We start from the raw sequence: 23584 nt of genomic DNA on the forward strand, positions 1-23584 counted from the left end.
GTGCAGACCGCCGCGGTCACGAGGGCCGCCGGCAGGTGACGGTGTGCTGGCGGCGGGACGACCCGTTCAGACGCCGGCCTGCTGCAGGGTCGGGTAGTCGGTGTAGCCGGGGGCGCCGCCCTCGGCGCCCGAGGCGTAGAACGTCGCCGGGTCGGGGGCGTTGAGCGGGTGGTCACCGGCCCAGCGCTCGACGAGGTCGGGGTTGGCGATCAGCGGTCGTCCCACGACGACGCCGTCGGCGAGGCCGTCGGCGAGGACGTTGACGGCCTGCTCACGCGTGGTGCCGGTGGCGGTGGCCAGGTTGACCACCGTCGTCCCGCCGAAGGTGCGGCGCAGGTGCTGGACCAGGTCACTGCCGGGCTCGGGGTGCAGCACCGACAAGTAGGCCAGACCCAGTGGCGCCAGCCCCTCGACCAGGGCGGTGTAGGTGGCGAGGACGTCGTCGGCGTCGGGCTCCTGGACACCCTGCACGCCGACCCCGGGGGAGACCCGGATGCCGACCCGCGCGGCGCCGATCGCGGCGGAGACCTCGGTGGCGACCTCGATCACGAACCGGGCACGAGCCTGGGGGCTGCCGCCGTAGACGTCGGTGCGGGTGTTGGAGTCCGCGCCGAGGAACTCGTGCAGCAGGTAGCCGTTGGCCGAGTGCAGCTCGACGCCGTCCAGTCCGGCGTCGACCGCACGCCGTGCAGCGGCGACGAACTCGGCCTTGACCGAGACGGCCTCCCCCGTGGTCAGGGCCCGCGGCACGGGGTAGGGCTGCGGGCCGCTGGGGGTGAACACCTCGCCCTGGGTGATGGCGATCGCCGAGGGTGCGACGAGGTCGTCGGTGCCGGTCACGTCGGGGTGCGACACCCGGCCAGCGTGCATGACCTGGGCGACGATGCGACCACCGCGGGCGTGCACGGCGTCGGCGACCCGGGCCCAGCCGGCGGTGTGGGCGTCGGTGGCCAACCCGGCCTGGCCGGTGTAGCCGCGCGAGCCGGTGCTGGGGAAGGTGCCCTCGGTGACGATCAGGCCGGTGCTGGCGCGCTGGGCGTAGTACTCGACGTTGAGGTCGCTGGGGGTGCCGTCGACGAGCGAGCGCATCCGGGTCAAGGGCGCCATCACGACGCGGTTGGGGAGCTGGAGGTCACCTGCCTGCAGCGGGGAGAAGAGGTCGGGCGTGGGGTGGGTGCTCATGGCTGTCCCTCGGTCTGGGGTGCGTGTGGGGTGGGCGGGGATCAGGCGTCGTGCGACAGCGATGCGCTGAGCTCGCGGTGGGCGTCGATCTCGGCCTGCAGCGTGGCGATCCGGGCCTCGATGCCGGCCATCGCGTCGGCACCGGCCACGAAGCGGGCGGGGGGCTCCTCGGAGGTGGCCAGGTCGATCAGCGCGGCGGCGAGCTTCGCGGGGTCACCGGGCTGCTGGCCGTTCATCCCGGCGAAGGCGGCGACGGTGGCCTCGGTGCCGGCCGCGTAGTCCTCGATCGTGGAGTCGGCGACGGTGGTGGACTCCGGGCTGAGCAGCTGGGTGCGGAAGAACCCGGGCTCCACGGTCAGCGTGCGGATGCCGAAGCCGGCGACCTCGGGGGCCAGTGACTCCATGAAGCCCTCGAGGGCGAACTTGGAGGCGGCGTAGGCGGAGGTGAAGGCGCCGCCGACGATGCCGGCGGTGGAGGTGATGGTGACGACGACGCCGGAGCGCTGGGCCCGCAGCAGCGGCAGCACCGCCCTGGTGACGTTGAGCGGGCCGGTGAAGTTGGTGTCCATCTGGGCCTGGAAGTGCTCGGGGCTGATCTGCTCGAAGAACCCGGCCTGGAACGAGCCGGCGTTGTTGACCAGGACGTCGAGCCGACCGAACCGCTCGACCGCGGCGTCCACGGCAGCCTGGATGCTGGCCGGGTCGGTCACGTCCAGCGCGACGGCGAGCAGGTCCGGGGACTCATCGAGTGCAGCGGTGACCCGGGCGGCGTCGCGGGCGGTGGCCACGACCTGGTGGCCGGCGGTCAGTGCGGCGCGGGCGATGTCGACGCCCATGCCGCGGGCAGCTCCGGTGACGAGCACGACCTTCTTCTCGGACACGGTGTTCTCCTCTGCGGTCGAGGTGGGCCTGCGGTGCAGGACGGGTGCGCCTCGATGCCGTCAGCGCACAGGCAACGCGGGATCGAGAGCACCAACCAGACCCGCTGGAGAGGGGTACCCACAGTGACTCCTTCGAGCGTTCCCGCAGCTCAACGTCGCCCCTACGCTCGGTCCCGTGACTGACAGGGAAGCCGCCCGGAACGCCGTCCAGGAGTTCCTGAGCACGCGGCGTGACCGCACCACCCCCGCCCAGCTGGGTCTGCCCACCACCGGTGCCCGCCGGCGGGTCAAGGGGCTCCGGCGGGAAGAGGTGGCCCTGCTGGCCGGGATCAGCCCCGAGTACTACGTCCGGCTGGAGCGCGGGCAGGCCAGCGGGCCCTCGCCCGGGGTGGTGGACGCCGTCGCCGGTGTGCTCGGTCTCGACGACGACGAGCGCGCCCACCTGGACCGGCTGCTCGCCGCGCTCACGCCGGGGAGCCGCCGTCGGGCCCGGCCCGCGCCGAAGGACACGGTCAGCCCCGGCGTGCAGGTGCTGCTGGACTCGCTGCACCACCTGCCGGCCATGGTCTTCAACACCCGGTTGGACGTGCTGGCCCTCAACGACCTGGCCCGCGCCCTCTACGCACCGGTCCTCCCCGCGGTCGGCCCGGTCAACACCGCCCGCCTCCTGTTCCTGGACGAGGAGCGGTTCCGGGCGTTGCAGCCGGACTGGGACGTCCTGGCCGACGACGCGGTCTCCATGCTGCGCATCGAGGCCGGACGCCGTCCCGACGACCCGGCGCTGACGACGCTGATCGGGCAGCTGTCCACCCGCAGTGCTGCGTTCCGCACCCGCTGGGCCGCGGCGAACGTCCGGGCGCACCGGGGCGGGAGCAAGACCTTCCAGCACCCGGTGGTCGGCCACCTGGTGCTGCCCTACGAGAACCTCACCGTCGACGCCACCGGCGACCAGGTGCTGACCGTCTTCACCCCGCAACCGGGCACCCCGGCGCACGACTCGATCCAGCTGCTGGCCAGCCTGGCGGTGTCGGGGACCCACGGCCCCGCCCGCACGACCTGACCGGTGCGACGCCGACCCGCGACCACGACTGGGACCCGAGCCACGACCCACCGACCACGACATGCAGGAGGCACACGGGGGCTCACCCCGTGCCGGGTGCCCCGGCCGTCCTGCCGGTGGCCCAGCTCGCGAGCAGCTGGAGGGCGTCGTGGGCCGGGGACCCAGGCGCCGGGACGAACACGGTCATCGTGTGGTCGGCGGCGGCGTCGACCAGCAGGTTCTCGTAGGGCAGGACGAGTTCGCCGACCAGGTGGTGGGCGAAGAGCTTGACCCCGGCGTTGTGTGCGCGGACGTCGTTGCGTGCCCACCGGGTGCGGAACGGGGCGCTGTGGGTGGACAGCTGGCCGATGAGCTCGTGGATGGCCCGGTCGTCGGGGTGCCTGCCGGCCTCGATGCGCAGGAGGCCGACGGTGTCGTCGGCGAGCCGCTCCCACTGCGGGAAGAGCCGGCGGGCACGGTGCTCGTCCAGGAAGAGGAACCGGGCGCTGTTGGGGCCCCCCTCCAGGTCGAACAGGGGCGCGTACAGCACCCGGCCGAGGGTGTTGGTGGCCAGCAGGTCCAACCGGGCGTTCTGCACCACGGCCGGCAGGGTCGGCATCGCGTCGAGCACCACCTGGACCCCGGCCCCCACGGCCTCGGTGACCGGTCGGCGGCGCCGCTTGCGCGCCTCGGGGGTGAGCTCGGCGAGGAGTCGGCCCAGGTGGGCGCGCTCGTCCTCACCCAGTCGCAGCGCCCCGGCGACGGCGTCCACGACGCTCGGCGAGGGGCCGGTGGCCAACCCGCGTTCCAGCCGCACGTAGTACTCGGCGCTGATGCCGGCCAGCAGCGCCACCTCCTCGCGCCGCAGTCCCGTCACCCGTCGCCGCGTCCCGACGACCAGACCGCAGCTCTCGGGGTCGACCCGGGCCCGGCGGGTGCCCAGGAACGTCCGCAGAGCCGTCCGGGCGGCGTCCTTGTCGACCATCAGGCCAGGCTAGGGCGGTGGCAGTCCCGGAGAGAGTCCCTCCGAGTACCCCCTCTCGGCAGGGACTGCCACGCACGCGCGCCCGGGGTCACGGTGGGGGACCACACGACCGACTCTCGCAGGAGCAGACATGCGCAACGCACAGCTCGGGGCCCTCGCGGTGTCCCGGATCGGCCTGGGCGCCATGACCATGGCCGGCACGTACACCTCCGGTGGAGGCCTGGACGACGCCGAGTCCATCGCGACGATCCACCGCGCCCTCGACCTCGGCGTCACGCACGTGGACACCGCCGAGATCTACGGCCCCCACCACTCCGAGGAACTGGTCGGACGGGCGATCGCCGGGCGACGCGACTCCGTCGTCGTCGCCACGAAGTTCGGTCTGGTCTCCCACGCCGGCAACGGCCCGGGGACCATCGACAGCGACCCCGCCAACATCAAGACGGCGGTCGAGGGCTCCCTGCGCCGTCTGGGCACCGACCGGATCGACCTGTACTACCAGCACCGGGTCGACCCGACCACGCCCATCGAGGACACCGTCGGTGCCCTCGCCGACCTCGTGGTCGAGGGCAAGGTGCTGCACATCGGCCTGTGCGAGGCCTCGTCGACCACGATCCGCCGGGCGCACGCGGTGCACCCGGTCGCGGCGCTGCAGACGGAGTACTCGCTGTGGGCCCGCGACGTCGAGGACGAGCTGCTGCCCGTGGTGCGGGAGCTGGGCATCGGGTTCGTGCCCTACTCCCCGCTCGGGCACGGGTTCCTGACCGGCGCGCTGCGCACCCCGGCGGACATCCCCGACGACGACTGGCGCAAGACCAACCCGCGCTTCGTCGGGGCGGCCTTCGAGGCCAACCTGCGGCTGGTGGAGGAGGTCCGTGCCGTGGGTGCGGACGCCGGTGCCACGCCCGCCCAGGTGGCGCTGGCCTGGCTGCTGGCCCAGGGGGAGGACATCGCCCCGATCCCGGGCACCCGCCGGGTGAGCCGGGTGGAGGAGAACACGGCCGCGGACCGGGTCGTCCTCACGGCGGCGCAGCTCGCGCGGTTGGACGCGCTGACGCCGGCCACCGGGGCACGCCACGACGAGGCGAACATGGCCAGCATCGACCGCTGAGCCCCGCGGGTGGGGCCCGGTCAGGTCGGGACCAGCTCCACGACGGTGAGCTCGGGACGCGCCCCGACCCGCATCGGCGGCCCCCAGTACCCGACCCCGGCGGTCACGTACAGCTGGGTGTCGCCGTGCCGGGAGAGCCCCTGGACGGCGGGCTGCTCCAGCCCGACCACGTGGGTCAGGGGCCACAGCTGCCCGCCGTGGGTGTGGCCGGACAGCTGCAGGTCCACGCCGGCCGCGCAGGCCTGCTCGACCTGCACCGGCTGGTGGGCCAGCAGCACGACCGGGGTGTCCACCGCACGGCCGGCCAGGGCGGCCGTCAGGTCGGCGCCGTGCCCCCGGACGCCGGCATCCCGGGCGGTGACGTCGTCGACGCCGGCCAGGTCGAAGGCCGCCCCGCCGCGCGAGAGAGCCACCCGCTCGTTGCGCAGCACGTCGACCCCGAGGGTGGGCAGGTGTGCCATCCACTCCGCGGTGTCCACGTAGTACTCGTGGTTGCCGGTGACGAAGAACGTGCCGTCCCGGCTGGCGATGTCCCCCAGGGGTGCGACGTCGCGCCGGAGGTCGGCGACCGAGCCGTCGACCAGGTCCCCGACGACCGCCACGAGGTCGGGCTCGGTGGCGTTGACCATCCGCACGAGACGGGCGAAGCGGTCCCGCCCGTACAGCGAGGACAGGTGGGCGTCGGAGAAGGTGGTGATGCGGTACCCGGTCAGCTCCGGGGCCAGCCCGTCGATCGCGACCCGCACTCGTCGGACCACCGGCGGGGCGGCCGCGGCCCAGGTGCCGTACCCCACCGTGCCCACGGTGACCGCCCCCGCGGTGACGGCCAGGGACCGGGACAGGAACAACCGGCGGGAGGCGTCCGCGACCTGCCGGGACGCGGCGGGCTCCGCCGCAGGAGCCACGGGGGTGGCCGGGGGGAGGTGCCTGCGGTCCCGGCGGAGCAGCCACCACCGCAGGGGTTCGAGCGCCAGCAGCGCCAGCACCAGGTAGACCAGCGCACCGAGCCACCCGAACCCCACCAGGTCCAGCGGCGCCTGGACCTCGCGGGGGAGCACCTGGCGCCCGGCGTCGGCGGCGATGGAGCTCGCCGTGAGCGCCACGACGGCGCAGGTGGCGACACGACGGGTCCCCCCGGGTCGGGTCGTGTCACGGACCAGCCGAGACCAGACCAGGGCGAGCGCACCGAGGAGGACGACGGCGAGCACGGCGTAGAACACCAGGGCGGACACGGGGCGACGGTCCCCGGCACCTGACCCCGCGAGACAGGTCCTGTCAGTACCCCCTCCTGGCAGGCTCTTCCTCGGCGGCCTCGACCGTCCTCCACTGGTGACAGAGCCCGGGCACACCGCCGGGGCATCGTCAGAGGGGTCACCGCACATGTCATTGCGCCTGGACAACACCGTCGCCGTCGTCACCGGAGCCAGCAGCGGCATCGGTGAGGCCACCGCCCGCGAGCTGGCGGGCCTCGGCGCGACCGTCGTCGTCGTCGCCCGCCGCGCCGACCGACTGGACACCCTCGTCGCCACCATCGAGGCCGCCGGCGGCACCGCGCTGGCCATCGCCGCGGACATCGCCGACCGCGGGCAGGCCGAGGCCGCGGTGCAGACCGTCATCGACCGGTTCGGCCGGCTCGACGTCCTGGTCAACAACGCCGGTCTGATGCTGCTGGGGACCGTCCTGGACCAGGACGTCGAGGAGTGGGAGCGGATGATCGCGGTCAACCAGAAGGGCCTGCTGTACCTCACCAAGGCGGCCCTGCCGCACCTGCTCGCCGCCGCCGCGGACGACCTGCGTCAGGTCGCCGACATCGTCAACGTCTCCTCCATCGCCGGTCGTCAGGCCTGGCCCGAGTTCGGCGTCTACAGCATGACGAAGTCCGGCGTGCAGGCCTTCACCGAGGCGCTGCGCCAGGAGGTCACCCAGCGGTACGTCCGGGTCGGGGTCCTCGAGCCCGGTGCCGTCGCCACCGAGCTCGTGGCCCAGAACAGCCAGGCCGTGCAGGACGCGCTGGCTGCCTCCGACGCCGAGCGGATCCCCGAGCGCCTGCAGCCCGAGGACATCGCCGAGAGCATCGCCCACATGGTGACCCGCCCCCGACGTTCGTCGATCGCCGAGCTGTGGGCCATGCCCACCTCGCAGGCCTGACCCGGTGGTGACCGACCCCGGTGCCGGCGTCAGGCCAGCAGGTCGCCGGCCCGGGCGACCGGGAGCCCGTGCGCCTGCCCCACCGGCTCGCTGACCAGCTGCCCGCCCAGGCTGGTGAGGCCCGCCGCCAACACCGGGGAGACCTGCGCCGCGCCCCGGACGCCGTGGTCGGCGACGGTGAGCAGGTACTGCAGGGTGGCCGAGGTCAGCGCCAGGGTGGAGGTGCGGGCGACGGCGCCGGGGATGTTGGCCACGCAGTAGTGCACGACGCCCTCCTCGACGTAGGTCGGGTCGGAGTGCGTGGTGGGCCGGCTGGTCTCGAAGCAGCCGCCCTGGTCGATGGCGATGTCGACGGCGACGCTGCCCTGCCGCATCGAGGCGATCATCTCCCGGCTGACCAGCTTCGGGGCCTTCGTGCCCGGGACCAGCACGGCCCCGATGAGGACGTCGGAGTCGGCGACGTAGGCGGCCAGCCGCGCCCGGTTGGGCTGCACCAGGTCCAGCCGGCCCTCGAAGACGTCGGAGAGGTAGGCCAGCCGGGACGGGTTGGTGTCGAAGACGCGCACGATGGCCCGCATGCCGACGGCGATCTTGGCCGCCTCGGTGCCCGAGACCCCGCCGCCGATGATCGTCACCTTGGCGGCAGGGGTGCCGGGGACGCCGCCCAGCAGCAGGCCGGCGCCGCCGGCGGGGCTCTCCAGGTGGTGCGCCGCGGCCTGCACGGCCATCCGGCCGGCGACCTCGCTCATCGGGGTCAGCAGCGGCAGCCGGCCGTCGGGGGTCTGCACGGTCTCGTAGGCGATCGAGTCGATGCGCCGCTCCAGCAGGAAGTCGGTGAGCGACCGGTCGGCGGCGGCGTGCAGGTAGGTGAAGAGCTGCTGGCCCTCGCGGAAGCGGTGGTACTCGGCGGGGACCGGCTCCTTCACCTTCACGATCAGGTCGGCGGCGAACACCTCGTCGGCGGTGGCCACGACCCGGGCGCCGGCGGCGGTGAACTCCTCGTCGCTGAACCGGGACCCCACGCCGGCCCCGGACTGCACCAGCACCTCGTGGCCGTGGTGCACGAGCTCGGCAGCGCCGTCGGGCTGCAGGGAGACCCGCTTCTCGTTGTCCTTGATCTCGCTGGGGATGCCGATCCGCACGGTGGTCCTCCGGTGGTGGTGGGTGATGCGTGGCACCATCCACCCAGCTGCTGCGGTCGGGGACCAGGGGGGACGAACAAGTGCGCAGGTTCAGGGCCTCCGACCGCAGGATCTGCGGCGACCGTGGGGTGCCGGGGTGACCGACCGGCCGGACCCACGCCCGCCCCGGGTTCTCGACGACGTCGACCACCGGCTGCTGGAGCTGCTCCGCGCCGACGGCCGCCGGCCCAACAACCAGCTCGCCGCCGCGGTCGGGGTGTCGCCGTCCACCTGCCTGGCGCGGGTGCGTGCGCTCGTCGCCGACGGCGTGGTCACCCGGTTCACCGTCGACGTGGACCCCGACGCGCTGGGCCAGTCGCTGCAGGCGCTGGTGTCGGTGCGGATCCGGACCGGGGCCCGGCACCAGCTGACCGCCTTCGCCGACGGGTTGCGCGGCCTGCCCGAGGTGACCCAGTTCTTCTACCTGGCCGGGGCGGAGGACTTCGTCGTCCACGTGCGGGCGCGCAGCACCCACGAGCTGCGCGACTTCGTCACCGACCGGATCTCCACCCAGCCGATGGTCGCCGCGACCAACACCAGTCTGATCTTCGAACACGAGCACCGATGACCCCGGAGGTCCCCTGATGGCGCGCCTGCTCTACTCCGCGATCTGCTCGCTGGACGGCTTCACCGCCGACGCCGCGGGCGACTTCGGCTTCGCCTTCCCCGACCCGGAGGTGATGGCCTTCGTCAACGAGCAGACGGCGGCCGTGGGGACCTTCCTGCACGGGCGACGGATGTACGAGCTGATGCGCGGCTGGGAGACCGACCCGTCCTGGGCCGAGGGCACCTCCGGCGAGGCCGACTTCGCCGCGCACTGGCAGCGGGTGGACAAGGTCGTCTTCTCCGCGACGCTGGACCCCGCCGAGGTCGTCACCCGCCGGACCCGGCTGGAGCGTGTCTTCGACCCGGTCGCCGTCCGCGCGCTGGTGGCGGGGGCGGACCAGGACGTCACCGTCGACGGCCCGACGCTGGCCGCGTCGGCGTTCCGCGCCGGGATCGTCGACGAGGTCCACCTGCTGCTGGCCCCGGCCGTCGTCGGCGCGGGCCTGCGGGCGTTGCCCGACGACGTCCCGACGGCCCTGCGGCTGCTGGACACCCGGCGGTTCGAGGGCGGGTTCGTGCACGTGCGGTACGCGGTGCAGGGCGGGCCTCCCCGGTGGTCGCCCACCGGGGAGGCCGGCCCGACGGGCTAGAGCCGGAAGGACGCCACCAGGTCCGTCATCGACCGAGACGACGCCGTCAGCTCCTGCGCGGTGGCCGAGGTGCGCTCGGCCGCCGCGCGGGTGCCGGAGACCGAGCCGGAGATGGCCTCGATGGTGTCGGAGATGCGGGCAGACCCACCGGCGACGTCGGTGACGTTGCGGACCACCTCGTTCGTGGTGGCCGACTGCTCCTCCACCGCTGCGGCCACCATGGACTGCAACTCGTCGATCCGGGCGATGACGTTCGCGATGTCACCGATGGCGACACCGGCTGCCTGCGCGTCGTTCTGGGTGGCGGCGACCCGGGAGGTGATCTCGTCCGTGGCCCGGGCGGTCTGCTGTGCGAGCTCCTTGACCTCGCCGGCCACGACCGCGAAGCCCTTGCCGGCGTCGCCGGCCCGAGCCGCCTCGATGGTGGCGTTGAGGGCCAGCAGGTTGGTCTGCTCGGCGATCGCGGTGATGAGCTTGACGACCTCACCGATCTCCCGGCTGGAGGCGGTGAGGCGCTCCAGGGTGTCGGCGGCCTCCTGGGCGTTGGTCACCGCACCAGCCGCGACCTGGGACGCCTGGCTGGTCGAGGTGGCGATCTCGCGGATGGCCACCGACATCTCCTCGCTGGCCGAGGCGACGGTGTCGATGCTGGAGGCGATCTCCCGGCTCGCCCCCGAGACCTGCTGGCTCTGGGCCTCGGTCTGGCCGGCCTGGTGGGCCAAGGACTCGGCGATCGCCGACATCGACGCGGAGGACTGGGTCATCACGTCGGCGTTGGCGGCGATGGCGCGCACCGTCTCGCGGAGGTGGTCGAAGGAGGCGTTCAGCGCGGCGGCGGTCATGCCGATCTCGTCGCGGCTGGTGCTCTCGATGCGCAGGTCCAGGCGGCCCTCGGCGAGGGCCTCGGCGACCTCGCGGGTGCGGGCCAGCGGGCGGGTGATCATCCGGGTGACCGCCACGAGCACCGCCAGCAGCAGGAGAGAGCCCACCGCGGCCACGCCGGAGATGACCCACGTCGCCGTCGTCGTCGCGTCGTGACCGTCCTCGGCGGCGACCTGGGCGGCCGCGGCCTCGGCGCTCTGCATGTCGTCCAGGGCGGTGTTGATGTCGGCGTAGGCCTGGAGGGCGGGCGAGGCCCGGTAGGCGTCCACCCAGCCGGCGTTGTCCCCGAGGATCGCCAGGGGGTCCAGGTCGTCGACCCGGGCCTGACGGTAGGTGGCCAGGTTGGCCTGGAAGTCCTCCTGCTGGGCCGTGGTGCTCGCCGGGCCGGCGGCGAGGTACAGCTCCCAGGCCCGGTCGACCTCGGCGTCGTGGGTGGCCCGGTTGACGTCGCGGACCTCCTGGGTCTTCACCTCCGGCTCCTGCGTGATGAGCATGTCGGTGTTGTCCTTGGCGCTGGAGTTGAACGAGGCGCGCACCCGGCCCAGCTCGACGGCCGCCGCGACGGTGGAGCTGTACATGGTGTCCAGCCGGTCGCTGAGCCGATTCGCCTGGACCAGCGACACCGCGGCCACGACGCTCACCGTGACCACCGCCAGCACCCCGATCGTGGCCAGCTTGACCCACATCCTGGCGTTCCTCAGGTACGACATGTCCCCGCTCCCTCCGCCTCCACGGACGTCGCGGAGCACGGCACGGACATCGGCCCGAAACCGCTTCAGTCCAGTCGTGACGCGAGAAAGTGGAGTGACCGTCAGGCGCCGGTCGACATGTCGAGCGGGGTGTCGGCGCGCGGTGTGGCGCGTGGCCTCAGCCCACCGGCGCCTGCGCCGACCGCCACCGGTAGCCGTTCTCCGGGCGCCCGGCGCGCCCGTACCGCGGCCGGACGTCGGCGAAGCCGGTGCGCTCCAGGTGGTCCAGGTAGCGGCGGGCGCTCACCCGGGAGAGCCCGCACAGCTCGGCGACCTCGACGGCGGACAGGTCGTCCGCGGTGGACCCGCGCAGGGTCTCCACGACCAGGTCCATGGTGCGGTCCGAGAGCGCCTTGGGCAGGGTCAGGGGGCGCAGGGCGACGGGGCGGGGCGCCAGGCCCAGGAGCCGGTCCACCTCGTCCTGGCCCAGCGGGCCCTCGGCCTCCTCACGCAGCCGGCGGAAGCGGTCCCGGTGCTCGGCGTAGTCGCGGAGGCGGTCGGCGAAGACCTGCAGCGGGAAGGGCTTGACCAGGTAGCTGGACACCCCGCCGGCCATGGCCTCCCGCACGGTCTCGATCTCCCGCGCAGCGGTGATGGTGATGACGTCGACCGGCACCCGGCGGGCCCGCAGCTCCCGCAGCACGTCGATGCCCGAGCGGTCGGGCAGGTGGACGTCGAGCAGGACCAGGTCGGGCCGGGTCCGGGTGACCGCCGGGAGCACCTCGGACCCCCGGTGGACGACGCCGACCACGGCGAAGCCCGGGATCCGCTGCACGTACCCGCGGTGGACCGCGGCGACGGCCTCGTCGTCGTCGACCACGAGGACCCGGACCGGCCGCTCCGGGCCGGTCACCGGGGACCCGTCGAGGACAGCTGGACCGCCGGCGCCGGGCGCCCGGCGCCGGCCAGCCGGAGGGTGACGGTGACCCGGGCCCCGCCCAAGGGCGACCGGGAGAGCACCGCGGACCCCGACCGGCGTTCGGCCAGCCGGGCGACGAGGGCCAGCCCGATGCCCCGCCCGTGCGCGCCGCGGTGGGCCTTGGTGCTGACCCCGGTCTGGAAGACCCGGTCGCCCAGGTGCTCGGGCACGCCGGGGCCGTCGTCGTCGACGCGCACCACCGTCTGCTCCTGGTCCTGCCGCACCTCCAGCTCCACCCGCCCACCGGGGCCGACGGCGTCCGCGGCGTTGTCCAGCAGGTTGCCCAGCACGGTGAGGACGTCGTCGTCGGGGACGCCCACCCGGCTGGCGGGGTGCACGTGCAGGCGCGCCCCGCGCTCCCGGACGACGGCGGCCTTGGCCAGCACCAGGGCCGCGGTGCCGACGTCCCGGACGGCGACCAGCTCGTCGGCCCGCAGCAGCCCGCCGCCACCGCCGATGCGCTCGATGTAGGCGCTGGCCTGCGCGGGCTCGTCGAGCTCGATGAGGCCCTGCAGGACGTGCAGCTGGTTGCTGAACTCGTGCGCCTGGGCCCGCAGGGTGGCCGTCAGGCTCCGCTGGTCGTCCAGCTCGCGGACGGCGCTGGAGATCTCGGTGCGGTCCCGCAGGGTGAGCACCCGGGCGACCTGCCGGTCGCCGACCACGGCGTTGCTGCGGCTGGCCAGCAGCAGCCGCTCGCCCACCAGCAGCGGCTCGTCCACGACGTCGTCGGCCCCGGTCAGCAGGTCGACGACCGCGGGGTCCAGCGCCTGGTCGGCCGCGAGCCCGGTGAGCTCGGCGTCGGTGTCCAGCAGCCGGAGGGCCTCGTCGTTGACCAGCACGACCCGGCCGTCGGCGTCGACGGCGATGACGCCCTCGCGGATGCCGTGCAGCATCGCCTCCCGGGTCTGCAGCAGGTGCGCGATCTCGTCGGGTTCCAGGCCGTAGATGCGCCGGCGGACGGTACGCGCGACGAGCAGGGAGGCCAGCACCCCGGCCAGTGCCGCCCCGGTCATCCAGGCCACGAGCATGGGGACGTCCTCCTGGAGGTCCTCCTGCAGGGCGGTCTCCAGGATGCCGACGGAGGCGGCCCCGATGACCCGGCCCGAGGCGTCCCGGACCGGGACCTTGGCCCGCAGCGAGACCCCGAGCGTGCCGGTCTCGGTGCCCACGAAGGTCTCCCCGGCCAGGGTGCCGCTGGGGTCGGTGGACACCCGCTGCCCGATGCGGTCGGGGTCGGGGTGGCTGTAGCGCACCCCGTTGACGTCGGTCATCACCACGAACGTCATGCCGGAGGCCTCGCGCAGCAGCTCGGCCAGTGGCTGGAGGGTGAGGGCGGGGTCGGGTGCGGCGTAGGCGTCGATGACGCTGGGGAGTCGGGCGGTGGACTGCGCCACGGTGAGCACCTGCTGGCGGTAGGCGTCCCGGATCTGTCGTTCCTGCAGCTGGACGGCGAGGGTGCCGGCCAGCACCACGGTCACCACGACGATCGCCACCTGGAGGAGCACCAGCTGGGACCGCAGGGTCAGGGAACGCCGCACGAGTCGGGAGTGTGCACCACTGCACAGTGACCAAATCGACCAATGTGTCCTCAACCACCAGAAACGCGTGACAGGCACCACCCCCGCCTAGCTTTCCCGTCGACCGAGCCGCTGTGTCGCGGCTCACCTCGACGAGGAGGACTCGTGTCCCGCTCCACGCTCCCCAAGCACCCCCGCCGTACCCGCACCGCCCGTCTCGTCGCCGCCGCCGGCGCGACCGCCCTGCTGCTCACCGCCTGTGGCACCACCTCCGGCACCTCCGGCGGCGGCTCGGCCGACGCCGAGGGCGGCGCGGAGCCCATCGCCCGCCTCCAGGTCATGGCCCCGGCCGACCCGGGCGGCGGCTGGGACTCCAGTGCCCGCGCGCTGGCCGCGGCCATGGAGGAGGAGGGCCTGGCCGACTCGGTCAGCGTCACCAACGTCGGCGGCGCCGGCGGCACCGTGGGTCTGGCCGAGCTCGCCGACGAGCGCAGCGAGGACTTCCTGATGGTCATGGGCCTGGTCATGGTCGGGGCCATCGAGACCAACGACTCGCAGGCCACCCTGGCCGACACCACGCCGCTGGCCCGGATCACCGCCGAGGACGAGATCGTCGTCGTCCCCGCCGAGTCCCCGTACGAGACCATCGAGGACCTCGTCGCCGACATGCAGGACAACGGCCGCGACGTCTCCATCGCCGGTGGTTCGGCCGGCGGCACCGACAACATCCTGGCCGGACTCATCGCCCAGGCCGGCGACGTGCCGATCAGCGACCTGAACTACGTGCCCTTCTCCGGTGGTGGCGAGTCGCTGGCCGCGCTGCTGGGCAACAACGTCTCCGCCGGCATCTCCGGGGTCAGCGAGTACGCCGAGCAGATCGAGGCGGGCACGCTGCGCGCCCTCGCCGTCTCCGGTGACGAGCGGGTCGAGGGCATCGACGCCCCGACCCTCACCGAGGCCGGCTACGACGTCGAGCTGTCGAACTGGCGTGGCGTGGTGGCCCCGCCGAACATCAGCGACGAGGCCCGCGAGCGCCTGCTCGACGTGATCGAGGCGACCGTCGAGAGCCCCGCGTGGGCCGAGGCGCTGGAGACCAACGGCTGGGAGGACACCTACCTGGCCGGCGAGGAGTTCGAGACCTTCCTCGACGAGGAGCAGGCCCGGATCTCCGACGTCCTGGACGAGCTGGGTCTCACCCAGTGACCCACGCTCTCCCGGAGCAGGCCCCGGCCGCGCCCGAGCGCGCCCGGGTCTGGCCCGAGTACGCCTTCCCCGCGGGTCTGCTCGCGCTGGGCGTCTTCACCCTCGTCGACGCCGCCACCATCGCGGTGCCGGTCTCGACCAACACCGTCGGCCCCCGGGTCTTCCCCTACGCGGTCGGGGCGTTGCTCGTCCTGGCCGCGGTCCTCGTCGGGCTCGGCGTCCGCCGCGGTGAGCGGGCCGAGATCGAGGACGGCGAGGACGTCGACACCACCGCCGCCACCGACTGGCCCACCGTGGCCAAGGTGGCCGCGGCCTTCATCGCCCTGGTCGTGCTCGTCGAGCCGGCCGGCTTCCCGATCGCCGCGACCGTGCTCTTCGGTGCGGTGGCCTGGTCCCTCGGGGCCCGACCGCTGCTCCGCCCCGTCCTCGTGGGGGCCCTCATCGCGGTGACCCTCCACGTCCTCTTCACCCAGGTGCTCGGCGTGTTCCTGCCCGCCGGCCCGCTCGAGGGAGTGCCCGGCTTTGGGTGACATCGGCCTGCTCATGGACGGCTTCGCCAACGCGCTGCAGCCGATCTACCTCGTCTACGCCCTGATCGGCGTCACGCTGGGCACCGCGGTCGGCGTGCTGCCCGGCATCGGCCCGGCCATGACAGTGGCCCTGCTGCTGCCGTTGACCCTGACGCTGGAGCCCACCGCGGCGTTCATCATGTTCGCCGGCATCTACTACGGCGGCATGTACGGCGGGTCGACGACGTCGATCCTGCTCAACACACCCGGTGAGTCCGCCTCGATCGTCACCGCACTCGAGGGCAACCGGATGGCCAAGGCCGGGCGGGGGGCCGCGGCACTGGCCACGGCCGCCGTCGGCTCCTTCGTCGCCGGCACGATCGCCACGATGCTGCTGACCCTGGTGGCGCCCACCGTGGCGCGGCTGGCCGTCCAGCTGTCCCCGGCGGACTTCGTGGCGTTGATGGTCGTCGCCTTCCTGACCGTGGCCGCCATGCTGGGCACCTCGCCCAGCCGCGGCCTGGCCTCGCTGGGACTGGGCCTGTTCCTCGGCCTGGTGGGCACCGACAGCCTCACCGCCCAGCAGCGCTTCACCTTCGGCATCCCGGCCCTGGCCGACGGCATCGAGGTGGTCGTGGTGGCGGTCGGCGTCTTCGCCGTCGGCGAGACCCTCTTCGTCGCGGCTCGCCTGCGCCGGGGCCCCGTCCCGGTGATCCCGGTCAGCGGGTCGTGGATGACCCGCGAGGACTTCCGCCGGTCCTGGCCGGCCTGGTTGCGCGGGACGGCCATCGGCTTCCCGGTCGGGACGATCCCCGCCGGTGGCGCCGACGTCTCGACGTTCCTGTCCTACTCCGCGGAGCGCAAGCTCTCCAAGCGGAAGTCGGAGTTCGGCAAGGGCGCCATCGAGGGCGTCGCCGGTCCCGAGGCCGCCAACAACGCGGCCGCGGCCGGGGTGCTGGTGCCGCTGCTGACGCTGGGCATCCCGACGTCGGCGACGGCGGCGGTCATCCTGGCCGCCTTCAACAGCTACGGCATCCGTCCGGGCCCGCTGCTCTTCGAGAACGAGCCCGAGCTGATCTGGGCGCTCATCGCCAGCCTGTACATCGGCAACGTGATGCTGCTGGTGCTCAACCTGCCGCTGGTCGGGCTCTGGGTGCGCCTGCTGCAGATCCCCCGTCCCTACCTGTACGCGGGCATCCTCACCTTCGCCGCGCTGGGGAGCTACGCCGTCGGTGCGTCGACGACCGACCTGGTGCTGCTCGGGCTGCTCGGCCTGCTGGGCTGGGCGATGCGGGTCTTCGGCTACCCGATCGCCCCGGCGGTGATCGGCCTGATCCTCGGCCCGATCGCCGAGGAGCAGTTCCGACGGGCGATGCAGATCAGCCAGGGCGACCCCACGGCGCTGGTGACCAGCCCGTTCGCGGCCATCACGTACTCGGTGCTGATCGGGCTGTTCGCGCTGTCCTGGTGGCTGCGCCGCCGGCAGACCCGGCTGGCCGCCGAGGTCCTGGACGACGACGACGTCGTCCCCGCGACCGAGGCCCTGCCCGCCGGTGAGGTCGTCGACCGGGAGGGCAGCGGGGAGCCCCAGCCCACCGGCGTCCTCCCGGTGGCCCTGCTCGACCCCCCGGCCGGGACGACCCCGGACGACGAGAGAGGAGACCGACGGTGACCGTCGTCGTCGGCTACACGCCGCGGCCGCAGGGCCGGGCCGCGCTCCGGGTCGGCATCGCCGAGGCGCGGGCGCGCGGGGAGGACCTGTACGTGCTCAACGTGTCCTCGGGTGCCTCGCTGTCGGACCCGACGTACGCCACGGAGGAGCAGTGGGCCGAGGTGGTCGAGGAGCTGCGCGCGTCCGGGGTGGAGCACCGGGCCGAGCGGCACGTCGACGGGCGCGGCGGCGCCGAGGAGGTCACCCGGGCCGCGGCCGAGCACGACGCGACCCTGGTCGTCATCGGCATCCGGCACCGCACCGCCACGGGCAAGATGCTCTTCGGCAGCGATGCCCAGCGGATCCTGCTGGACGTGGACTGCCCGATCCTCGCGGTCAAGGCCTGAGCACCCGGCCGGCTCGGTCACCCCGGGCCGGCCGGGCCCCGGCTCAGACGTGGACCGGCTGCCCCGTCGCCTCGAGCACCGACAGCCACAGGTCACCGCGGGGGTCGACCTGGTTGCGGGTCCGGGTGACCAGCGGGATCGGCAGGTTGACGAAGCGGCCGTGCCAGCGCCCGGCGACGGCCGCCGTCCGGCCGGCCATGGCGGCGTGCACGGCGGCCTGGGCCAGCCGGGTGCAGTAGACGGAGTCGTGGCTGTTGGCCGGCACGCTGCGGATGGCGTACCCGGGGTCGACGTAGCGCAGCTGGAACTGCTTGCCGACCGAGGCCAGGTGCGCGGTGAGCTTGTCGCGCAGCAGGGTGCCGATGTCGTGCAGCTTGGCGTTGCCGGAGGGGTCGGTGGCGCCGGTGCCCTGGAAGAGCTCCTGCCCGGCGCCCTCGGCGACGACGATCAGCGCGTGGTTCTGCCGGTCCAGGGTGCGTTCCACGTGCGCCAGCACCCCGCGCTCGCCCTCCAGCGGCATCGAGACCTCGGGGATGAGCACCAGGTCGACGTCGTCGCTGGCCAGTGTGGCGTAGGCGGCGATGAAGCCGGAGTGCCGGCCCATCAGCTTCACCAGGCCGACCCCACCGGGGTGCGAGCGCGCCTCGGTCGCGGCCGCGCGGATGGACTCGGCGGCCCGCCCGAACGCGGTCTGGAAGCCGAAGCTGCGGTCGATCCAGGGGATGTCGTTGTCGATCGTCTTGGGCACCCCGACGACGGCGATGGGCAGACCACGCCGCTGGGCCTCCTCGGCGATGGTCTGCGCCCCACGCAGCGAGCCGTCGCCGCCGATGACGAAGAGCACGTCGATCCGGCGCAGCCGCAGGGTCTCGACCATCACCTTGGGGTCGTGCCCACCGCGGGAGGTGCCCAGCACGGTGCCGCCCTGCTGGTTGATCCAGCGCACCGACTCCGGGGTCAGGACCATCGGCTCCGCGCCCGAGGGGGTGAGCCCCTGGTAGCCGTCCCGGAAGCCCAGCACCTGGGTGACCCCGTAGTGCTCGGCGAGCTCGTCGACGAGCCCGCGGATGACGTTGTTGAGCCCCGGGCACAGCCCGCCGCAGGTGACGATGCCGACCTTGGTGCGCTTGGGGTCGAAGAAGAGCATCCGGCGGGGGCCGCCCGGCTCGAACGTGGGCAGCTCCTCCACCGGGACGCCGCGCTTCATCGCGACCCCCAGCGTGCCGTCGACGAGGACCCGGTCGTGCTCGCCGACGTAGTGCATCGACTCACCGCGTTCCAGCAGGCCACCGTCGAGCGGGGAGTGCACGGTCAGCTCGCCCAGCGTGCGCACCGCCAGGTCGGCTGCCGTCAGCTCGAGCTGTTCCACCGTGTCCACGGTGCCAGTCTGCCCGGCGACCAGCCTCCTGTGACACCCGCCTCGCCCGTGACCTGCACGAACGAGGTGGACGTCCCAGACGTCTGACCCGCTGGTGGGCGTCCGCGGCGCGCCTCGCCGACGGGCTGCTCAGGCCCCCGGGGACGGCGTCGGTGGCCACCCGTCCTCGAGGTCGGCCAGCGTCCGCCCGGACAGCGAGGCCCACGTGCGGACGACGGGCCGCTCGTCCGGGCCGGCGCCGCCCAGGCGCACCACGCGGCAGCCCGCCGCGACCGCCGACTCGGTCCCCGGGGCGGAGTCCTCCACGGCGGTGCACCGCTCCGGCGACCGGCCCAGCAGGCGGGCGGCGAGCAGGTAGGGCTCGGGGTCGGGCTTGGGGTGGGCGACGTCGTCGCCGGTGACCACCACGTCGAAGAGGGCGCCACCGGAGGCCTCGGCCGCCGCGGCCGCGACGGCGTCGGCGATGGCGGCGGGGGAGGAGGTGACCAGTGCGGTCGCGTGGCCGGCCGTCCGGCACTCCTGCACCAGCTCCAGGGCGCCCGGCATCCAGGGGACGCCCCGGGCCACCTCGCCGGCCACCGCGCCGACGAGGACGGCGAGGACCTCCTGCGGGGTCATCGCCACCCCGGCCCGGGTGAGGGCCGCCGCCGTCCGGGCCGGGCTCTGCCCCACCGTGGCCGCGCTCTCCGCCGGCCCCCAGGTGACGCCGTGGGCGCGCGCCAGCTGCTGCTCGGCCGCCGCCCAGGAGGGCTCGGTGTCCACGAGCGTCCCGTCCATGTCCCACAGGAACGCCGTCCCGGTGCTGCTCACGCGCATGGAGGGACGGTACGCCTGCGTAGCGAGACTACTTCCGGGACTCCACGACAGGCCTCCAGGGCCACCCTCCTTGCGGTTTGTGGCGCGCGACACCTATCGTTAGGTAGTCCGACTACATCGTGGAGGGAGCATCCGTGACCCAGGCACTGCGCGAGCACCCCCAGGGTGCCGCCGTCCCGGCGTTCGCCCTCCGCGGGGTGGGCAAGTCCTACCCCGGGGTGACCGCCCTGGCCGACATCGACCTCGAGGCCTTCCCCGGGGAGGTGCTGGCCATCTGCGGTGCCAACGGCGCCGGCAAGTCGACGATGGCCAAGATGATCGCCGGGCAGGAGCAGCCCTCCACCGGCCGGGTGGAGATCGCCGGGCGGTCCACGCCGATCACCAGCCCCGCCGACGCCGAGAGCGCCGGGGTCCTGCTGATGCACCAGGAGCCGCTGGTCATCGAGGACTTCACCGTGGAGGAGAACGTCTGGCTCCGCCGGATCAGCTCCGCGGGGTCCAACCGCCCCTGGCGCCGCCTGCGCCGGGGCAGCGACCCGCGCACCCGCGGGGCCCTGGACGCCGTCGGGCTGACCGACGTCTCCCCCGACACCCCGGCCCGCGAGCTGGGCCCGGGCCCCCGGCAGATGCTGGCCCTGAGCCGCACGCAGGTCGTCGAGCACAGGGTCCTGCTGCTGGACGAGACCACGGCGTCGACCACCGAGGAGCACTTCCGCGACGTGCTGGACCTGGTGGACCGGGAACGGGCCGCCGGGGTGTGCGTCGTGTTCGTCTCCCACCGGATGGACGAGGTCTTCGCCATGGCCGACCGGATCGCGGTCATGCGCAGCGGCCGGTTGGTCGACGTGCTGCGCACCGCCGACACCACCCCCGGCGCGGTCATCGACCTGATGATCGGGGAGTCCGTGGCCGCCCTGGAGCCGCTGTCCCTCCCCGTCCGCCCCGACGAGGAGCCGCTGCTGGAGGTCGAGGACCTCGCCGCCGGCTCCGCGCGGGAGGTCACCCTCCGGGTCGGGCCCGGCGAGGTCGTCGGCGTCTACGGCCTGGTCGGCAGCGGTCGCTCGTCGGTGGCCCGCTCGATCACCGGGCACCAGCCCCGGCTGGCGGGCCGGGTCCGCCTGCGCGGCCGGGACGTCGACGCCGGCAGCCCGCGGGCCGCACTGCGCGCCGGGCTGGCCTACCTCACCGAGGACCGCCGCCGCGAGGGCTTCGTCCCCGCCTTCACCAACGGCGAGAACATGACGCTGTCCACCCTGCCGGCCTTCGCCACCCGGGGGGTGCTCCGGGGCGGTGCCGAGCGGCGCCGCGTCCAGCAGCTGATCGGGGAGTTCCAGGTCAAGGGCGGCCCCCGCACGCTGACCCGGACCCTGTCCGGGGGCAACCAGCAGAAGGTCATCCTCGCCAAGTGGCTGGAGGCCGCCCCCCAGGTGCTGGTCCTGGACGAGCCGACCAAGGGCATCGACGTCGGTGCCCGCGCCAACATCTACGAGATCGTCCGGGCCCTCGCCGCGCAGGGGCGCGGCGTCCTCGTCGTCACCAGCGAGGCCGAGGAGGCCCTGGTGCTCTGCAACCGCGTGCTGATCATGCGCGACGGCCGGCTCGTCGACGAGTTCCGGCCCGCCACCAGCACCACCGACGACCTGATCCGTGCTGCCCTCGGAGGAGACACCGCATGACCGACGCGACCGCTGCCCCCTCGCGGCGGCCCTCCCCGGGCCGCGCCGGGTTCGGCCGCTGGGCCAAGGAGCAGTACCCGCTCTACATCCTGCTCGTGCTCCTGGTCATCGCCGGGTTCAGCAGTGACGCCTTCTTCACCTCGCGCAACCTCACCAACCTGGTGCTGCAGACCTCGGTCATCGGCATCGTGACCCTCGCCCAGTTCCTCATCGTGCTCACCGGCGGCATCGACATCAGCGTCGGCTCCGTCGTGGGCCTCAGCGGGGTGCTGGCCGCCGGGCTCTTCAGCGGCAGCAGCGTCGTGCTCGCCGTCGTCGTCGCCATCGCCGTCGGCGCCCTCATCGGCACGCTGAACGGCTACCTGGTCGCCTTCCGCGGGCTGGAGCCCTTCATCGTCACCCTGGGCATGCTGGCCCTGGCCCGCGGCCTGGTCTACGCCTACACCGAGGGCAGCCCGGTGCGCCCCGAGGCCGAGGACTTCCGCAGCATCGCCACCGCCACGGTCGCCGGGTTCCCCGTGATCGGCCTGATCTGGCTGGGGCTGGCCGTCGCCATCGCCTTCCTGGCCCGGGGCACCGTCTTCGGCCGCCGGGTCTACGCCGTGGGCAGCAGCAAGGACGCCGCCCACGCCTCCGGGGTCCCGGTCAAGGCCACCCTGGTCGCCGTCTACGCGATGGCCGGGGTGATGGTCGGCTTCGCCGGCTTCCTGCTGGCCTCCCGGGTCGGCGCCGGCACCCCGACCGCCGGCAACCTCTACGAGCTGGACTCCATCGCCGCCGTCGTCATCGGCGGGGCCGCGCTGGCCGGCGGGAAGGGCCGCGTCTTCGGCGCGGTGGTGGGGACGCTGATCTTCGCCGTCATCACCAACCTGCTGGTCCTGCTCAACGTCTCCACGTTCCTGCAGGACGCCTTCCGCGGCGGCCTGATCCTGCTCGCGGTGGTCCTCACGACCTTCCGGTTCTCCCGAGGGGGCACCGGCTCCCGGCGCTGACCGCCGTCCCCCGCGACCGGGGCGCCACCCCGGTCGACCCCGTTCCCACACCCGCACCGCACCTCGCTGCCGGGTGTGCCCGAGCTGTACCCGCGACCTCCCGCACCACCCCCCGGCACCACCCGTCAGAGAGGCACAGATCCCATGAACCGACGCATCGGCACCGCCGTGGTCGCCGCGAGCGTGCTCGCCCTCACCGCCTGCGGCAGCGTGGGCGACAGCGACAGCAGCAGCGGGGGGAGCGCCGACTCCCCCGAGGACGTGACCATCGGCTTCCTGCAGCGCCAGCTGGACGCGCCCTACTACTCGGCCATGCAGGCCGCGGCCGAGGACATCGCCGAGGAGCAGGGCTTCACCCTGCTCTTCCAGAACGCCAGCGGTGACCCCGTCACCCAGCTGGACCAGGCCCAGACGATGCTCTCCCAGGGCGCCGACGTGCTGGTGGTCAACGCCATCAGCCCGGAGACCGAGCGCTCCCAGCTCGAGGCCCTGGCCGACCAGGTGCCGCTGCTGTTCATCGACACCGGCATCCCCGAGGTCGGCGTCACCTCGGTCGGTTCGGACAACGCGGCCATCGGCCGCGACTCCGGCGAGATCGCCGCGGAGCGCTTCGAGCAGGGGCAGACGGTGAGCCTGGCCGTCATCAACGGCGGACCCAACGACGAGATCGTCGGGCCGGCCCGCCAGCAGGGCTTCATCGAGGGCCTGGAGTCCGCCGGCCTGACCGTCGACGTCGTCGCCGAGGCCACCGGCAACTACTCCCAGGACGAGGCCGTCCCGGCCACGGAGTCGGTGCTGGCCGCCAACCCCGACGTCGACCTGGTGCTCGGGCTGAACGACGCGATGGCCCTGGGTGCCCTCACGGTGCTGCAGGACCAGGCCAACACCACGACCCTCGTCGCCGGCGTGGACGGCCAGAAGGAGGCCATCCAGGCGATCCTGGACGGCGGGTGCGAGGGCCAGTACGCCGCCACCGGGCTGAACTCGCCGTCCGCGGCGACGGAGCGGGCGCTGGAGATCGCGCTGCAGCTGGCCACCGGTGAGGCCGAGGCCGGCGACTTCGAGGCCGAGGAGTTCATCGAGGGCGCGGGCGTCGGCTGCGACAACGCCGAGGAGTACTACGACGAGAACAGCGTCTTCTGACCGCTGCCTCCCCACCGGG

General features: G+C 73.7%; 22 protein-coding genes. 12 read left to right on the plus strand and 10 right to left on the minus strand.

The features are described from left to right. Positions 1-66: 66 nt before the first annotated feature. Positions 67-1182, minus strand: coding sequence for an alkene reductase (locus tag AC0IVP_RS08695; protein WP_471755949.1), 1116 nt, complete (start codon positions 1180-1182; stop codon positions 67-69). A 41-nt stretch (positions 1183-1223) separates the two neighbouring features. Further along, positions 1224-2063 carry an SDR family oxidoreductase gene (locus tag AC0IVP_RS08700; RefSeq protein ID WP_471755951.1) on the minus strand — a complete coding sequence of 280 codons (840 nt, stop codon included), beginning with the start codon at positions 2061-2063 and terminating at the stop codon, positions 1224-1226. A gap of 175 nt (positions 2064-2238) precedes the next feature. Here AC0IVP_RS08700 and AC0IVP_RS08705 point away from each other — a divergent pair, with 175 nt between their 5' ends. Then, a complete protein-coding gene (locus AC0IVP_RS08705; RefSeq protein WP_471755953.1) occupies positions 2239-3123 on the plus strand; it encodes a helix-turn-helix domain-containing protein in 885 nt (294 codons plus the stop codon). An 82-nt stretch (positions 3124-3205) separates the two neighbouring features. Here the strand turns inward: AC0IVP_RS08705 and AC0IVP_RS08710 are convergent, their stop codons facing one another. Continuing rightward, complete coding sequence (locus AC0IVP_RS08710) at positions 3206-4087, minus strand: helix-turn-helix domain-containing protein (protein ID WP_471755955.1); 882 nt, start codon at positions 4085-4087, stop codon at positions 3206-3208. 130 nt (positions 4088-4217) lie between these two features. Between AC0IVP_RS08710 and AC0IVP_RS08715 the strand changes: the two genes are divergently transcribed. Next, complete coding sequence (locus AC0IVP_RS08715) at positions 4218-5198, plus strand: aldo/keto reductase (RefSeq protein WP_471755957.1); 981 nt, start codon at positions 4218-4220, stop codon at positions 5196-5198. Between the two features lie 20 nt (positions 5199-5218). Here AC0IVP_RS08715 and AC0IVP_RS08720 read toward each other — a convergent pair whose 3' ends face one another. Beyond that, a complete protein-coding gene (locus tag AC0IVP_RS08720; protein ID WP_471755959.1) occupies positions 5219-6430 on the minus strand; it encodes a metallophosphoesterase in 1212 nt (403 codons plus the stop codon). A 148-nt stretch (positions 6431-6578) separates the two neighbouring features. Between AC0IVP_RS08720 and AC0IVP_RS08725 the strand changes: the two genes are divergently transcribed. Then, positions 6579-7346: an SDR family oxidoreductase gene (locus AC0IVP_RS08725; protein WP_471755961.1), complete on the plus strand. Its 768-nt coding sequence runs from the start codon at positions 6579-6581 to the stop codon at positions 7344-7346. Positions 7347-7375: 29 nt separating this feature from the next. Here AC0IVP_RS08725 and ald read toward each other — a convergent pair whose 3' ends face one another. Beyond that, entirely contained in the window at positions 7376-8488 is a 1113-nt protein-coding gene (gene ald / locus AC0IVP_RS08730; RefSeq protein WP_471755963.1) for an alanine dehydrogenase, read from the minus strand. Positions 8489-8624: 136 nt separating this feature from the next. Between ald and AC0IVP_RS08735 the strand changes: the two genes are divergently transcribed. Beyond that, positions 8625-9095, plus strand: a complete 471-nt coding sequence (locus AC0IVP_RS08735; RefSeq protein WP_471755965.1) for an Lrp/AsnC family transcriptional regulator — start codon at positions 8625-8627, stop codon at positions 9093-9095. 16 nt (positions 9096-9111) lie between these two features. Continuing rightward, the gene (locus tag AC0IVP_RS08740) at positions 9112-9723 is read left to right on the plus strand and encodes a dihydrofolate reductase family protein (RefSeq protein ID WP_056290514.1); all 612 of its coding nucleotides are present in this window, start codon (positions 9112-9114) and stop codon (positions 9721-9723) included. On the opposite strand, the gene AC0IVP_RS08745 is transcribed toward AC0IVP_RS08740, so the two are convergent. From AC0IVP_RS08745 to AC0IVP_RS08755, 3 genes are all read right to left on the minus strand, one after another. Next, positions 9720-11315 (minus strand): methyl-accepting chemotaxis protein, encoded by a 1596-nt coding sequence (locus AC0IVP_RS08745; RefSeq protein WP_082556561.1) that lies wholly within the window; start codon positions 11313-11315, stop codon positions 9720-9722. The two genes, AC0IVP_RS08740 and AC0IVP_RS08745, sit on opposite strands and share 4 nt — an antisense overlap. 157 nt (positions 11316-11472) lie before the next feature. Beyond that, entirely contained in the window at positions 11473-12207 is a 735-nt protein-coding gene (locus tag AC0IVP_RS08750; protein WP_471755967.1) for a response regulator, read from the minus strand. Then, positions 12204-13811 (minus strand): ATP-binding protein, encoded by a 1608-nt coding sequence (locus tag AC0IVP_RS08755; protein WP_471755969.1) that lies wholly within the window; start codon positions 13809-13811, stop codon positions 12204-12206. Before AC0IVP_RS08755 ends, AC0IVP_RS08750 begins: the two co-directional genes overlap by 4 nt. 144 nt (positions 13812-13955) lie before the next feature. Here AC0IVP_RS08755 and AC0IVP_RS08760 point away from each other — a divergent pair, with 144 nt between their 5' ends. The 4 genes from AC0IVP_RS08760 to AC0IVP_RS08775 are packed head-to-tail and all read left to right on the plus strand — an operon-like array spanning position 13956 to position 17560. Beyond that, the gene (locus AC0IVP_RS08760; protein WP_471755971.1) at positions 13956-14993 is read left to right on the plus strand and encodes a Bug family tripartite tricarboxylate transporter substrate binding protein; all 1038 of its coding nucleotides are present in this window, start codon (positions 13956-13958) and stop codon (positions 14991-14993) included. Further along, a complete protein-coding gene (locus tag AC0IVP_RS08765; protein WP_056290528.1) occupies positions 14990-15523 on the plus strand; it encodes a tripartite tricarboxylate transporter TctB family protein in 534 nt (177 codons plus the stop codon). The genes AC0IVP_RS08760 and AC0IVP_RS08765 overlap by 4 nt, the downstream gene beginning before the upstream one ends. Beyond that, the gene (locus AC0IVP_RS08770; RefSeq protein ID WP_471755973.1) at positions 15516-17174 is read left to right on the plus strand and encodes a tripartite tricarboxylate transporter permease; all 1659 of its coding nucleotides are present in this window, start codon (positions 15516-15518) and stop codon (positions 17172-17174) included. Before AC0IVP_RS08765 ends, AC0IVP_RS08770 begins: the two co-directional genes overlap by 8 nt. After that, on the plus strand, positions 17171-17560 hold the full coding sequence (locus AC0IVP_RS08775) for a universal stress protein (protein WP_471755975.1): 390 nt from the start codon (positions 17171-17173) through the stop codon (positions 17558-17560). The genes AC0IVP_RS08770 and AC0IVP_RS08775 overlap by 4 nt, the downstream gene beginning before the upstream one ends. 43 nt (positions 17561-17603) lie before the next feature. On the opposite strand, the gene AC0IVP_RS08780 is transcribed toward AC0IVP_RS08775, so the two are convergent. Beyond that, complete coding sequence (locus AC0IVP_RS08780) at positions 17604-18929, minus strand: ATP-dependent 6-phosphofructokinase (RefSeq protein WP_056290681.1); 1326 nt, start codon at positions 18927-18929, stop codon at positions 17604-17606. A 138-nt stretch (positions 18930-19067) separates the two neighbouring features. Continuing rightward, complete coding sequence (locus AC0IVP_RS08785; protein WP_056290534.1) at positions 19068-19754, minus strand: HAD family hydrolase; 687 nt, start codon at positions 19752-19754, stop codon at positions 19068-19070. Between the two features lie 134 nt (positions 19755-19888). Here AC0IVP_RS08785 and AC0IVP_RS08790 point away from each other — a divergent pair, with 134 nt between their 5' ends. The 3 genes from AC0IVP_RS08790 to AC0IVP_RS08800 all read left to right on the plus strand — a co-directional run bounded on the left by AC0IVP_RS08790 (position 19889) and on the right by AC0IVP_RS08800 (position 23565). Further along, entirely contained in the window at positions 19889-21430 is a 1542-nt protein-coding gene (locus AC0IVP_RS08790; protein ID WP_471755977.1) for a sugar ABC transporter ATP-binding protein, read from the plus strand. Further along, on the plus strand, positions 21427-22422 hold the full coding sequence (locus AC0IVP_RS08795; protein WP_471755979.1) for an ABC transporter permease: 996 nt from the start codon (positions 21427-21429) through the stop codon (positions 22420-22422). The genes AC0IVP_RS08790 and AC0IVP_RS08795 overlap by 4 nt, the downstream gene beginning before the upstream one ends. Before the next feature lie 144 nt (positions 22423-22566). Next, positions 22567-23565: a sugar ABC transporter substrate-binding protein gene (locus tag AC0IVP_RS08800; RefSeq protein ID WP_471755981.1), complete on the plus strand. Its 999-nt coding sequence runs from the start codon at positions 22567-22569 to the stop codon at positions 23563-23565. Positions 23566-23584 lie beyond the last annotated feature (19 nt).

The organism is Klenkia sp. AC732 (assembly GCF_979256525.1).

What these genes read in the sequence shown, in the direction of transcription:
- AC0IVP_RS08715 (WP_471755957.1), top strand. Translation starts at nt 4,218, where the DNA reads ATGCGCAACGCACAGCTCGGGGCCCTCGCGGTGTCCCGGATCGGCCTG.
- AC0IVP_RS08725 (WP_471755961.1), top strand. Translation starts at nt 6,579, where the DNA reads ATGTCATTGCGCCTGGACAACACCGTCGCCGTCGTCACCGGAGCCAGC.
- AC0IVP_RS08740 (WP_056290514.1), top strand. Translation starts at nt 9,112, where the DNA reads ATGGCGCGCCTGCTCTACTCCGCGATCTGCTCGCTGGACGGCTTCACC.
- AC0IVP_RS08710 (WP_471755955.1), bottom strand. Translation starts at nt 4,087, where the DNA reads ATGGTCGACAAGGACGCCGCCCGGACGGCTCTGCGGACGTTCCTGGGC.
- AC0IVP_RS08785 (WP_056290534.1), bottom strand. Translation starts at nt 19,754, where the DNA reads ATGCGCGTGAGCAGCACCGGGACGGCGTTCCTGTGGGACATGGACGGG.
- AC0IVP_RS08695 (WP_471755949.1), bottom strand. Translation starts at nt 1,182, where the DNA reads ATGAGCACCCACCCCACGCCCGACCTCTTCTCCCCGCTGCAGGCAGGT.
- AC0IVP_RS08800 (WP_471755981.1), top strand. Translation starts at nt 22,567, where the DNA reads ATGAACCGACGCATCGGCACCGCCGTGGTCGCCGCGAGCGTGCTCGCC.
- AC0IVP_RS08745 (WP_082556561.1), bottom strand. Translation starts at nt 11,315, where the DNA reads ATGTCGTACCTGAGGAACGCCAGGATGTGGGTCAAGCTGGCCACGATC.
- AC0IVP_RS08795 (WP_471755979.1), top strand. Translation starts at nt 21,427, where the DNA reads ATGACCGACGCGACCGCTGCCCCCTCGCGGCGGCCCTCCCCGGGCCGC.